The organism is Citrobacter freundii complex sp. CFNIH2 (genome assembly GCF_002880615.1).
In the GTDB taxonomy this organism is placed as follows: domain Bacteria; phylum Pseudomonadota; class Gammaproteobacteria; order Enterobacterales; family Enterobacteriaceae; genus Citrobacter_A; species Citrobacter_A amalonaticus_F.
In genome coordinates, this window is the sequence record NZ_CP025757.1 from 1,853,758 (window position 1) to 1,867,044 (window position 13,287).

11 protein-coding genes and 2 pseudogenes are annotated in these 13,287 nt (G+C 52.1%); 10 read left to right on the top strand and 3 right to left on the bottom strand.

The window, feature by feature from the left end; translation table 11 throughout:
• Positions 1-13 precede the first annotated feature (13 nt).
• A pseudogene (locus tag WM46_RS09235) lies at positions 14-375 on the bottom strand (copper resistance protein).
• A 181-nt stretch (positions 376-556) separates the two neighbouring features.
• Between WM46_RS09235 and cbpA the strand changes: the two are divergent.
• From cbpA to WM46_RS09250, 3 genes and pseudogenes are all read left to right on the top strand, one after another.
• A pseudogene (gene cbpA / locus WM46_RS09240) lies at positions 557-1,476 on the top strand (curved DNA-binding protein).
• Positions 1,476-1,781 (top strand): chaperone modulator CbpM, encoded by a 306-nt coding sequence (gene cbpM, locus WM46_RS09245; RefSeq protein ID WP_061077117.1) that lies wholly within the window; start codon positions 1,476-1,478, stop codon positions 1,779-1,781. Before cbpA ends, cbpM begins: the two are co-directional and overlap by 1 nt.
• A 117-nt stretch (positions 1,782-1,898) precedes the next feature.
• Positions 1,899-2,978 carry a 4Fe-4S binding protein gene (locus tag WM46_RS09250; RefSeq protein WP_102602077.1) on the top strand — a complete coding sequence of 360 codons (1,080 nt, stop codon included), beginning with the start codon at positions 1,899-1,901 and terminating at the stop codon, positions 2,976-2,978.
• A 41-nt stretch (positions 2,979-3,019) separates the two neighbouring features.
• Here the strand turns inward: WM46_RS09250 and WM46_RS09255 are convergent, their stop codons facing one another.
• A complete protein-coding gene (locus tag WM46_RS09255; RefSeq protein ID WP_061077115.1) occupies positions 3,020-4,135 on the bottom strand; it encodes an AI-2E family transporter in 1,116 nt (371 codons plus the stop codon).
• 216 nt (positions 4,136-4,351) lie between these two features.
• Between WM46_RS09255 and WM46_RS09260 the strand changes: the two genes are divergently transcribed.
• The 6 genes from WM46_RS09260 to WM46_RS09285 all read left to right on the top strand — a co-directional run bounded on the left by WM46_RS09260 (position 4,352) and on the right by WM46_RS09285 (position 10,469).
• Positions 4,352-5,506 (top strand): iron-containing alcohol dehydrogenase, encoded by a 1,155-nt coding sequence (locus WM46_RS09260; RefSeq protein ID WP_102602078.1) that lies wholly within the window; start codon positions 4,352-4,354, stop codon positions 5,504-5,506.
• Positions 5,507-5,523: 17 nt separating this feature from the next.
• On the top strand, positions 5,524-6,534 hold the full coding sequence (locus WM46_RS09265) for a 2-dehydro-3-deoxygalactonokinase (protein WP_102602079.1): 1,011 nt from the start codon (positions 5,524-5,526) through the stop codon (positions 6,532-6,534).
• Positions 6,535-6,546: 12 nt separating this feature from the next.
• Positions 6,547-7,536: a 2-dehydro-3-deoxygalactonokinase gene (locus WM46_RS09270; RefSeq protein ID WP_102602080.1), complete on the top strand. Its 990-nt coding sequence runs from the start codon at positions 6,547-6,549 to the stop codon at positions 7,534-7,536.
• 35 nt (positions 7,537-7,571) lie between these two features.
• Positions 7,572-8,879 (top strand): MFS transporter, encoded by a 1,308-nt coding sequence (locus tag WM46_RS09275; RefSeq protein ID WP_042319813.1) that lies wholly within the window; start codon positions 7,572-7,574, stop codon positions 8,877-8,879.
• Between the two features lie 45 nt (positions 8,880-8,924).
• Complete coding sequence (locus tag WM46_RS09280; RefSeq protein WP_102602081.1) at positions 8,925-9,572, top strand: bifunctional 4-hydroxy-2-oxoglutarate aldolase/2-dehydro-3-deoxy-phosphogluconate aldolase; 648 nt, start codon at positions 8,925-8,927, stop codon at positions 9,570-9,572.
• A gap of 99 nt (positions 9,573-9,671) precedes the next feature.
• Positions 9,672-10,469: an IclR family transcriptional regulator gene (locus WM46_RS09285; RefSeq protein WP_061077110.1), complete on the top strand. Its 798-nt coding sequence runs from the start codon at positions 9,672-9,674 to the stop codon at positions 10,467-10,469.
• A 135-nt stretch (positions 10,470-10,604) separates the two neighbouring features.
• Here the strand turns inward: WM46_RS09285 and WM46_RS09290 are convergent, their stop codons facing one another.
• Positions 10,605-11,387: a hypothetical protein gene (locus tag WM46_RS09290; protein WP_102602082.1), complete on the bottom strand. Its 783-nt coding sequence runs from the start codon at positions 11,385-11,387 to the stop codon at positions 10,605-10,607.
• 394 nt (positions 11,388-11,781) lie between these two features.
• Between WM46_RS09290 and pitA the strand changes: the two genes are divergently transcribed.
• The gene (pitA, locus tag WM46_RS09295; protein WP_102602083.1) at positions 11,782-13,281 is read left to right on the top strand and encodes an inorganic phosphate transporter PitA; all 1,500 of its coding nucleotides are present in this window, start codon (positions 11,782-11,784) and stop codon (positions 13,279-13,281) included.
• Positions 13,282-13,287 lie beyond the last annotated feature (6 nt).

The following is a 13,287-nucleotide window of genomic DNA, read 5'->3' on the forward strand; positions in this document are numbered from 1 at the left end:
AACAGCCGGTCTGTCATTCGCGGAAAACGCAGAATCTGAGATGGACCCGAAGTCTGGGGGAGAAATAACGCGTTGTGGGAAGAACGGTAAGCGTACCGTCCTGAGCGGCGTTAACAAGGCAAGAAGTATGCAGAGCGCGAGGAGCGCGCCTTCAAAGACTACCGGTGGCGCGGCAAGCAGCGATTTCGCACTGAGCTCGCACGGGGTCACGGGGGACGTTTCATCTGTCACGGACGTCGGCGATGCCGTCGCCGCGATCGCGGTTGTCTCCATCTGCAACGCATGCAGGCCCGCCATGCGCTGCGCGGTACAGACCATCACCACGACACATGCCAGGCAGAGGAACCACCATCCCATCCGTTGACGTTTCGCCATTACACCCTCACTCATTGACGCGAGTTATCTTAGCGGCTGGCGTGTTTTACGCAACCTCTGGGCTGTAAAGTTATGTTGTCTCGCTGGTTGGCATTCATCCTCGACAGGATTACCCTACACTTACCGGTGACACCTTTTATGGGATCCCTTCAGCCTGTATTGATTAACCCGAGAGAACGCTATGGAATTAAAGGATTATTACGCCATCATGGGCGTGAAACCGACGGACGATCTCAAGACTATCAAGACCGCTTACCGCCGACTGGCCCGCAAATATCATCCCGATGTCAGTAAAGAACCCGATGCCGAAGCCCGCTTTAAAGAGGTCGCCGAAGCCTGGGAAGTGCTGAGCGATGAGCAGCGACGCGCTGAATACGATCAGCTCTGGCAACACCGCAATGACCCGCAATTCAACCGTCAGTTCCAGCAGGGTGAAAACCAGAGTTACAACGCCGAAGACTTCGACGATATCTTCTCCTCTATTTTTGGTCAGCACACGCGTCACTCACGTCAGCGCCATGCCAGCCGGGGACATGATATTGAAATTGAAGTCGCGGTTTTTCTTGAAGAAACGCTCGCTGAACACAGCCGAACCATCAGCTATAACCTGCCGGTCTACAATGCGTTTGGCATGATTGAACGTGAGATTCCCAAAACCCTGAACGTAAAAATTCCGGCGGGCGTCGGCAATGGTCAACGCATTCGTCTGAAAGGCCAGGGGACGCCGGGTGAAAACGGCGGACCAAATGGCGATTTGTGGCTGGTGATCCACATCGCGCCGCATCCCCTGTTTGATATCGTTAACCAGGATCTGGAAATTGTGGTGCCGCTCGCCCCATGGGAAGCCGCGCTGGGCGCAAAGATTGCCGTCCCCACGCTCAAAGAGAGCATTCTGGTCACCATTCCCCCGGCAGTCAGGCCGGACAACGTTTACGCATCAAAGGTAAAGGTCTGGTCAGTAAAAAACAGACCGGTGATTTGTATGTCGTGCTGAAGATCGTGATGCCGCCGAAACCGGATGAACGTGCGACTGCGCTGTGGCAGCAACTGGCAGAGGCACAGTCAGGATTTGATCCGCGCAAAGATTGGGGGAAAGCATAATGGCTAACGTCACCATTACTTTTACAGTTACCGAGTTTTGCCTGCGCACCGGCGTGACGGAGGAAGACCTGAACGAAATCGTGGGTCTGGGCGTCATCGAACCTTACGCCGAAACGACGGACAGCTGGCAGTTCGACGATCATGCGGCCACCGTGGTACAACGCGCCCTGCGGTTACGTGAAGAACTGGCGCTCGACTGGCCGGGGATCGCCGTCGCACTCACGCTACTGGAAGAGAACGCGCGTTTACGTCAGGAAAACCGCCTGCTACGACAGCGGCTTGCGCGTTTTATTACTCATCCATAAGTACTGGGCAGCGTAAGCTGCCCAATTATCAGGCAATGATATAAATCAACGCTGGCTCAACGGGATAGCCGTACGATAGTAGCATTCAAAATGCCACTTTATGGAAGTCAGAAGGCAATGAGCGATAAAAGCAGAAAGCGCTGGCAGCGCCGCCCTGGGACAACGGGCGGAAAACTGCCGTGGAACGACTGGCGTAATGCCTCCACCTGGCGCAAAGCCACGCAATGGCTGCTGATGGCGATCAATATTTATATTGGCGTGACGTTTTACTACTGGGTGCGTTATTACGAAACTGGCGGAACCAGTCTGTACGTTCCCCGACCTGGCGGCATTGAAGGTTGGCTGCCCATCGCGGGCCTGATGAACCTGCGCTATACGCTGGAAACCGGCATCCTTCCCCCTGTTCACGCCGCCGCCATGCTCCTGCTGGCCGCGTTTATGCTGGTCAGTCTGTTGCTCAAAAAGTCGTTCTGCTCGTGGCTGTGCCCGGTTGGTACGTTGTCTGAGCTTATCGCCGATGTGGGTAAGAGATTGTTCGGTCGCAACTTTGCGCTACCTCGCTGGCTCGATATCCCTCTGCGCAGCCTGAAATATCTGCTTCTGGCCTTTTTTCTCTACATTTCGCTGTCGATGCCGGCGCAAGGTATTCAGTATTTTTTAATGTCGGCATACGGGATTATTATCGATGTGAAGATGCTCGATTTCTTTCGCAATATTGGCACAATCACCCTGCTGAGCGTCGCCCTTCTGGTGGTCATAAGCCTGTTCATTCGCAACGCGTGGTGCCGTTATCTGTGTCCCTATGGCGCCCTGCTCGGGCTGCTTTCCCTGCTCTCACCGTTCAAAATACGCCGCAATGCGCAAAGCTGTATTGACTGCGGAAAATGTGCCAAAAACTGCCCGTCGCGGATCCCGGTGGATAAGCTGATTCAGGTGCGAACGGTGGAATGTACCGGCTGTATGACCTGTGTGGAATCCTGCCCGGTGGCTTCAACGCTGACATTTTCCCTGCGGACGCCAACGGGAAGTGCTGAAACACGGCGAGGAACGTTATCGGGTATGGCGATGACGCTGCTGGTGCTCGGCATTATGTTTGCCATTATCGCATTCGCGATGCTGATGGGCGTCTGGGACAGTCCGGTGCCAGAGCAGCTTTACTTCCGTCTGATTCCTGAAGCAAGGATGATCGGGCATTAACAGATACCGGATGGGCCTGCGCACCATCCGGTCGTTGACGATCACTCCGGTTTCTTGTCTTCGCTGATGCCATCCTCGATAAAATCTTTATCGAGTTCTTCGGCATTCCCCTCGTGATCGCGCCCGGAAAGAATGTTCCAGCAGGCGATAAACAGCGCGGCAACGAGCGGACCAATGACGAAACCATTGATGCCATAAATCTCCATTCCGCCCACCGTGGTGATAAGAATCAGGTAATCAGGCATTTTGGTATCTTTGCCGACCAGAATGGGGCGCAGAATATTATCCACCAGCCCTACCACCACCACGAAGAAACCGACGATGAAAAAGCCCTGCCACAGTTGCTGTGTCGAAAAGAGATAGATAGCCGCTGGCACCCAGATGATCGCGGAACCCACGGCGGGGATCAGTGACAGAAACGCCATCAGCGCCCCCCACAGAATGCTGCCGTCAATCCCCACAATGTAAAACGCAATTCCGCCCAGTGTCCCCTGCACGATCGCCACCACAACCGTGCCTTTTACCGTCGCCCGGGAGACCGCCGCAAACTTCGCAAACAGGTGCTGCTTAACGAAATTCGACAATGGTAGCGAGTCGAGGATTTGCCGAACCAGAAACGGTCCATCCTTGAGCAGGAAAAAGAGCAGGTAGAGCATGATGCCGAAACTGATCGCGAAACCAAAGGTGCCTTTGCCTATCAGGAAGGCGCTCCCGGCCAGATATTGCCCGCCCTTTAATGCTACATCCGACAGCTTCTGCTGGATTTTTGCGGCGTTATCGAGGGAGTGATCGGCAAGAAACGAACGCGCCCACTCCGGCATATGCGCAAACATACTCGCCACCACTTCCGGGAACTGAGCGTCATTATGCTGCAACTTGTTGTACACCACATTCAGTTCAACGGCGAGTGAGGAGAGGATCAGCATTAACGGGATGAATACGATCAAGCAGATAATACCCAGCGTCAACAAAGACGCCACCCCGTTACGCTCCCCCAATGCCGCACGCAGTTTGTTTTTCACCGGGTAGAAGATAACCGTCAGAATTGCAGCCCATAAGATGGCGGAAAAGTATGGCGACAGCACGTCGAAGAATGCCCATGTCACCATGGCGAGAAGAAAGAGGAAAAACCCTTTATTCAGTCCGTTAAAACGCATTAGAGGATCCTGTAAACAAAGAAACTCTGTGGACTATAGGACTGATTGCGGATTTTACAAAGCCGACAAGAAGAAAACCGTCAGACAATGCTTCACCTTCAAAATGTGATAGTGCTCATTGTTTCACCAAAAGGAATTGCATTTAGCTCAAGAATAGATCAATCATAATCACATACACGAACACGGTCCGCATATACGAACAAAAACGGAGAGAAGATGAGCGCATTCGATTACAGCAACCCGGTAAAGTTTTATTTTGGCGCAGGGAAATTCAATCAGTTAGGCGAGATAGCCGCGAAGCACGGGCAGAACGTGTTACTGGTCGTGTCTGACAGCACCAAACACACAGGCCAACTCGAACGGGCGCAACAGGCGCTTTCTGACGCCGGGATTGCCTTTGCTATTTACGATCGCTTTATGCAGAACCCGCTTTCGACACTGGTTGAAGAAGGCGCAGCGCTGGCCAGAGATGAACACTGCGATCTGGTCATTGGGATCGGTGGCGGCAGTGCAATGGATATGGCAAAAGGCATCGCCTTTTGCGCCTGCAATGAAGGCAGTATCTGGGATTACGTGTTTGGCAAAAAACAGGCGCAGCACGCGTTGCCGGTGATATTAATCCCCACCACGGCCGGAACCGGCAGCGAAGCGAACCGGACCGCCGTGTTTACCAATCCGCAAACGCATGACAAAAAAGGGCTGGTTAATCCGCTGATCTACCCTGTCGCCGCCATCATCGATCCCGAACTGATGCTGACCCTGCCCAAACGCGTTATCGCTGGTCCGGGCGCTGATGTTCTTTTCCATGCCCTGGAATCTTATATCTCGCGTAACGCAAATCCATTCAGTGAAATGCTGTCCCTGCAGGCCATTCGTCTGCTGGCGAAAAACCTGCCGCGGGTTTACGAGGACGTGAGCTGTCTGGGCGCCTGGGAAAAGGTGACACAGGCCAGCACACTCGCGGGAATGGCGATCGACTGTGCGGGAACCACATTACCGCACGCGCTACAACATCCGATGGGCGGGTTGCTGGATGTGGTGCACGCAGAAGGGATTGCCGCGGTCTACCCTGTCTTTCTTGAATACACCTGGTCCGCCTCTCCAGAGAAGTTTGCCGCCATCGCACAAGCCATGGGCGTTAACACACAGGGAATGACCACTGAACAAGCGGCCCAAAGCAGCGTTACCGCCGTCACCGACTTCCTGAAAGGCATCAATATGCTGCCGACGCTGAGCGAACTTGGGGTAAAAGAAGAGCACTTCGACTGGATCATTAATAACGTGCTGACCACGATGAATGTGGTTTTAAACAATAACCCACGCGTGCCTGATGCGAAGACACTTCGCGATCTTTTAACCCGTAGCCTTTAATCGATAAAGGAATAGCCATGTTTATTATTATAGATTCTGGCTCGTCAGCAACACGACTGTATCTTATGGATTCCGGCGACCTCCAGGTCATTGACCGATCGGTTATCCAGACTGGTGTCAATTCCACTATTGACAAGGGAAGCAATGAATTTCTGAAAACGGAGATGGCATCCGGAATAAAGGAACTGCTCAACAGGCACTCACTGTCGACTGAAGAAATTGAATTTATTATCGCCTCAGGAATGATTACATCTAATCTGGGGCTTTACGAAATACCGCACCGGGAAGCACCAGCGGATATTGAACAACTGGCTAAACATGCCGTGCGTTTCGCCGGTAATGCCCTTTTGCCGGTGAATATCCCGGTGATACTGATTCCGGGGATAAAAAATAAAACCACGGCCCAGTGGCAGAACCTGAGTGGCGTCGACCTCATGCGTGGCGAAGAAACGCAGGCCGCAGGCGTATTGTTAGCCTGGAACCCGACATTGCCCTGCACGCTGATTGAACTGGGCTCAACCACTAAGCTGATATCCATCAATGAAAAAGGCGAAATCGCCGGCAGCATCACTTCACTCAGTGGTCAGGTTTATGCCGCCATTCTGAAACAGACATTTGTTGCTGCCAGTGTAGAGAATGCCGAAGACGCCGAATTAGATGAAACAGTTATTGATGCGGCGTACCGCTCTATTACGCAAAGCGGCTTCCTGCGCACCGTATTAATGACGCGCTTCTTACAATTTTCTTTACCCAGTACAGCAGCGCAGAGAAAGTTATTTCTTGAAAGCGCGATGGCCTGCGACGATCTCAAACTGCTGTCAGATGCCCAACACCAGGGATTTAATCTGAACGGTGACGTCTATCTTATTGGGAATGCGTCACGCTGCGCCTTATACCACTATATCTTTTCACATTATGCAGAGCGTAATGCGCGCTTCCACATTATTTCCGATGCGGAAAGTATCGATATGCTGGCAATAACCGGAGCGAGCGCCATCGCCCGCGCAATACAAAATAACCCGCAGTAAGGTGAAAACAAGATGACCATTATTACCATCGATACCGGGACCACCAATACCCGCGTCTGCGCCTGGCAGGACGGAACATTACTGGCTGAAGCGGCACGTTCCGCAGGCGTTCGCGACACCGCCATTACCGGCAGCACGGCCACGTTGATGCAAGGCGTCAGCGACGCCGTCCAGGAGGTAAAGCAAAAAGCCGGCATCCCTCGCGACGCGAAGGTAATTTACCTCTCCGCCGGGATGATTACCTCCAACGTGGGTTTATGTGAGATCCCCCACCTTGTCGCTCCCGCCGGGTTAAAAGAACTGGCGGAGGGTATGACCCCCGCGCATCTGCCAGAGATTAGCGATGAACCCATCTGGTTTGTTCCTGGCATACGCAATCACAAAGACGCCGTCTCACTCGATAACGTCGAGCAGATGGACATGATGCGTGGCGAAGAAACGGAAGCGATTGGCGTACTCAGTAGCCTTGATATCCGTGGGCCAGCGTTGATTATTTTACCGGGTTCGCATTCCAAATTTGTCAAAATTGATGCGCAGAACCGCATCGAAGGCTGCGTGACCACCATGGGCGGTGAGCTTCTGGAAGTGATTACCCGGCACACGATCCTGGCCAGCTCGTTGCAGCATCAATTCGCGACCGACATCGACAGTCCGTCGTTATTACAAGGGGCCCGCCAGTGTCTGCAGACCGGGCTTTCCCGCACCTGTTTCTCGGTTCGCGTGCTGGACATGTTTGCTTCCTTATCGCTGAACCAGAAAGCGAACGTACTGCTCGGCGCCGTCTTGCAGGATGATCTTCAGGCCGTCAAAAACAGTCGGGCCTTTGACTGTCCGCCGGATACGCACATTGTGGTGTGCGGTAAAGAGGTTCTTAAATTCGCGTTCGCCACCTTAATCGATCATGACCCGTGGTTTAACGGAAAAATAACCGTCGCGCCAGAAAATAAATCCTTATCGGCAGAGGGATTACTGGCGTTGGCGAAACGGAAAAACATTATTTAACTCCTTTGTACCCTACAAAAATAAAGGTTTACGTTATGAACACAACCGTAAAAGAAAGTGCCGTAGTCAAAAAAAGAGGCGGTAAAAGATGGTTTGTTGTTTTCCTCTTATTAATCGGCGGGATAATTAACTATCTGGATCGCGCGAGTTTATCCATCGCCGCGCCCGATATGATGAAAGAACTGAATCTGTCTAACACGGATATTGGGCTTCTGGGGTCGGTATTCGCGTTAATTTACGCATTGTGCCAACTCCCGGCCGGTTTTCTGGTTGACCGCTTTGGCCCTAAGAAAGTGTATGGCTGGGCCGTCGCATTATGGAGCGGCGCCACGATGCTGACGGGGGCATGCAGCAATATGATGACCCTGATTTTCGCACGCGGAATTTTAGGCATTACCGAAGCCCCCTGCTGGCCCGGCGCGGCCAAAATCACGGCCTCATGGTTCCCTAAGAAAGAGCGCGCGCTGGCGACAGGTTTCTGGGATGCTGCGTCGAAATGGGGCCCGGCCATTGCTCCGCCGATTCTGGTGGCCATTATCGTACCTTTTGGCTGGCGTTCTTTATTTTATATTGCCGGTGCCATTGGCCTGGTCTTCGTGGTGTTCTTTATTTTTGCTTATCACCAGCCGGAAAAACACCCGAGTATCACTAAAGAAGAACTGGATTATATTAAGGAAGGCGGCGGTGGCACCGCAGAAAAACTGACCGGTGATGCAGAGAAAATCAGTTGGGGCGGTTTATTCAAATACCGTTGCATCTGGGGGATGATATTAGGCTGGTTTTGCTATGTGTGGATGATGAATATTTTCACCACATTCCTGCCGCTTTATTTGATGAAAACTCAGAACATTCAGCTTAAAGAGTTAGGGATCTATGCCAGTATTCCTTATTTCGGCGGTATTGTCGGCGCCATTATGGGTGGATACATCTCCAAATGGTTAATCGATAAAAATATCTTTACCGACTCACTGAAAGCAAAACGCGTCACCATCAGTATCTCTGCGTTACTCGCGGGTATTGCGGTCATTGCCGTGCCGATGGTGGATGGCCTGTTTGCCACATTAACGCTGCTGGTGATTGCAATGGCGCTGCTTTCCGCGCTCTCCGCAACCGGCTGGGCGCTGCCTGGCGACGTTGCCCCCTCCTCCATGGTGGCGTCAGTCGGCAGTATCCAGAACTTCGGCGGCTATTTTGCCGGATCGCTCTCCCCCCTTGCCACTGGCCTGATTGCTGATGTCACTGGCTCTTACACCCTGGCCTTCGTCAGCGGTGGGATCATCGCGGCCTGCGCCGCACTGTGTTACTGGTTCATCGTAAAAGAGCCGGTAAAAGTAGAAGAATAATACCGTCAGGGGGGAAATCTCCCTGACTTTTTACAGAGGTTATCAATGATTAAACATCGCGTTATTCACGCTATAGAACAGACCGGACTGATTGCCATCGTGCGCGGTATCGATCCTGAATCTGTTTTGCCTTTGGCTGAAGCGTTATATGCAGGTGGCGTTGAGGTGATAGAGGTGACGTGCAATTCCACGCGTTATCTGGAAAGCATCACTGCGCTAAAAACGAAAATGGGAGACAAGATGAAGGTGGGTGCCGGTACCGTCATCAATCCCGTGATGGCGCAACTGGTGATCGATGCTGGCGCTGATTTTGTGTTGTCGCCCGATTTCAATCCCGACGTCATCTCTATGGTTCATGAGAAACAACGACTGATGATTCCGGCGGTGATGACGCCATCCGAAATCCTCCAGGCCTGTCGCCTTGGCGTGGATCTGCTGAAGCTTTTTCCGGCAAACAGCCTGGGCATCGATTATCTGAAAGAGATCCAGGGACCGCTGGATAATCTCGCGCTGATCCCGGTGGGTGGTATCACGCTTGAAAATACAGCAAGCTTTGCCCGCGCGGGCGCGTTTGCGGTCGGCGTCGGCAGTGCGCTGACAAACAAACAGTGGGTAAACGATGGCGAATGGGAAAAAATCACCCGACAGGCCGAGGCATTTATCCGGGCTTTTCGCGATAACAAGCCGCGATAAATGACCCCGGCGCATTGCCTTGCACGTTTTTCCTTCATTGTGTTCATGAAGCCCGTCTGGCTATACTGCGGCTCATTAAAACTACAGTGAGGGAAGAACGTGTCTGAGAAGATTAACCGCTCTGTCGCGCGGGCACTGGAAATCATGGAGCTGATAGCGCAGAGCAAAGAAGATCTCACCATTTCAGAGATCAGCAAATTTCTGGCCATCCCGAAAAGTACGACTTTCGATATTCTGTATACCCTTCTGGAAAAAGGATATCTGGAACAGACCAGCGAAAAACAGAAAACGTTCAGGCTGGGCATGAAACTGTTCCAGACCGGCGCTCACTATCTCGACAGAACGCCTTTTCGCGATGTCGCCCACGCCACGCTGGAAAATCTGGTTGAAACCGCAGGCGAAACGGCCTTCCTCGCGATTCTCAATAAGGATGAGCTGGTGTACCTGGACAAGATTGAAAGCCCCAATTCCGTCAGAACCTCGGCGCGTATTGGCTCCAGTAACCCGCTGTACTGTACGGGGCTGGGTAAAGCCATTCTCGCCACTTTGCCCGATGACGAGGTACGCGCCATATTAAAACGAACCGGTGGTCTGCAACCGGTTACCCCCTATACCATCACGGATGAAGCACAGTTTATGTCTATACTCGCCCAGGCCAGGCAGCAAGGTTATGCGGTCGATGACAGAGAACATAACAGCGAAGTCTTTTGCCTCGCAGCGCCGGTGTACAACCTCCACGGACACGTTAGCGCAGCCATCAGCGTCGCCAGTTTATTTTCTAAAGTGAAGGACGATCGGCAAAAAATAGAGCAACTGGGGAGAATGATCTCAGCCGCTGCGCTGGAGCTTTCACACCGGATCGGCTATCGGGGTAATTCACTCTATGTGAGTGAATAAGTTGATGGGCGGTTTTACCTGACAGAATCGACCTGTACGCTGAGACTGTAAGGTCGAGTCTTCTCCACGCCAGTGTGGAAAGAAAGGCCGGAATCTGTTGTCCGGCCCACAGCCAGCCTCTGAAAGCTCGGTTTGTTACTGATAACGCGCCACAAGGTCCTTAACCATTGCGGCATACGTTTGTTGCTTAAGCTGCACAATCTGCTGTTCCGTCACTGTGTCTGCAGTTGCCTTCTGTCCTGGCTGCGGAGTCAGCATTTTGGTCTCATAATTGAAGGGTGACCAGGTGGCCCAATCGCCACTCGCGACATCCACCAGCGTGAAACGCACCAGATAGCGCAGCGATGTGCTGTCAGGCTGTTTCCCTGCTTTATAATCCGACCAGACCATGCTTTTGGTCGCGGCATCAAATCTGCCGGACTGCAACGTCTCCTGATAAACGATAATCGCTTTCTGATGCCCTTTCGCCGCAATGTAACGTAGCGCCTGCATCCAGTTAGTATTCTCAGCAACCGCTGCGTCCTGGTTCTCGTCTTTGCTTTTGTCTTTACTACAGACCGCTTTTTTTTGCCTGTCCGGGATGCCGGAGAACATCGCGACCGTGTAATAGCGGCTCATTTCCTGCTGCATGATCGCCTCTGGCGCCCGATTGCCGGACTGTACCAGAATGACGGGCGAGTTCAGCGGTACGCGAAAATTGTCCTCTGCCAGTGCCGCCTGAATATCGTCTTCAGAGACCGCCAGCGTGGTTTCATTGCCGAAAATATCTTTGTCCGTCAGCCAGGAGGGTGACGTCGTATTTCGGCTGGTACTCTCCGCCTGCAATGTGGTTTTCTTCGCATCAATGGGTGAGTGCGAGGCACAGCCCACCAAAATAGAGAGGGTTACACACGACAATATTATTGACCTGAAATCCATTTTACCCGGTCCCTTATCTAAACCTACATGATTCTGAATGGCAGAAATAATTATATACCTGAAGGGCCTCACCACAAAACGGGATTTACCCTTTTTCAATTATTCACAAAATAAATATTTATAAATTTTTCATAACCTCCATTTTTATATTGTTGAGAATCTATGCAGATTCACACAATGACTGACTCTCATTCATTCCTTTATTAACATGAGACAAACACGATTCTCATTACTAAATTATCGCCTATCCAATTGAAATTAGATAAAATAATCGCCCCGAACATAACGTATTACGGATGCCATATCAAAAAAAGATGATATTTCACTTTGCCCGAATCGCTAAAGTCACTGATAATGCGCCCGTTCGTCTCTTCAAAATGGCGGTATATTCCCTATGCTACATTTATTTGCTGGTCTGGATTTATATACCGGCTTAATGCTTTTACTTGCGCTGGTCTTTGTCCTGTTTTACGAAGCCATAAACGGATTTCACGACACCGCTAATGCGGTCGCGACCGTCATTTATACCCGTGCCATGCAGCCCCAACTGGCAGTGATGATGGCGGCGGTTTTCAACTTTTTTGGCGTCCTGCTGGGTGGGCTCAGCGTTGCCTATGCCATCATACATATGCTACCCACAGATTTGCTGCTTAATATGGGGTCGTCACATGGCCTCGCGATGATTTTTTCCATGTTACTGGCGGCGATTATCTGGAACCTGGGAACCTGGTATTTCGGGTTACCGGCTTCCAGTTCTCATACCCTGATCGGCGCGATTATTGGGATTGGGCTCACCAACGCGCTGATGACCGGGACTTCGGTAGTCGATGCGTTAAACATCCCGGCGGTAGTCAATATCTTTGCTTCATTGATTGCATCTCCCGTCGTCGGAATGGTGATTGCAGGCGGCCTGATCTTTTTGCTGCGTCGCTACTGGAGCGGCACCAAAAAACGCGATCGCATCCACCGCCTTCCTGAAGAACGGAAAAAGAAAGGCGGTAAAAAGAAACCGCCATTCTGGACACGTATTTCGCTCATCTCCTCAGCGGCTGGCGTGGCCTTTTCTCACGGCGCAAACGATGGTCAGAAAGGGATCGGCCTGGTGATGCTGGTGCTGGTGGGGATTGCGCCAGCCGGTTTCGTGGTGAACATGAGCGCTTCAGGCTACGAAATCACCCGCACGCGTGATGCTGTCGGCAACCTTGATATGTACTTTCAGCAACACCCCGACGTGATAAAACAGGTGGCTGACAAGGCTCAATCGCTTACTCCACCGACAGCGGATACCACACCGACAACCGAATTTCATTGCCATCCGGCGAATACGATGGATGCTCTTGGTCGCGTCAAAACACTGTTACCAGCCAATCTGGAGAGTTACGACGCATTAAGCGTGCCGCAACGCGGTCAGTTACGACGCATCATGCTGTGCATCTCCGATACGGCAGATAAAGTGGCAAAGCTGCCGGATATCAGCCGTAGCGACGTACATCTGTTGAAAAAACTGAAAACCGATATGCTGAGCACCATTGAATATGCGCCGATCTGGATAATCATGGCCGTCGCGCTGGCGTTGGGCATGGGGACGATGATCGGCTGGCGTCGCGTGGCAACCACGATTGGCGAGAAGATTGGTAAGAAAGGTATGACCTATGCCCAGGGGATGTCCGCACAAATCACAGCGGCGCTCTCCATAGGTCTTGCCAGCTATATCGGGATGCCGGTTTCTACTACGCATGTGCTCTCTTCTGCCGTCGCGGGAACGATGATTGTCGACGGCGGCGGATTACAGCGGAAAACCGTCACCAGTATCGCGATGGCCTGGGTATTCACGTTGCCAGCGGCGATTTTACTGTCCGGGTTTCTGTACTGGGCTTCCCTGCAACTTCTCTGAGTCCAC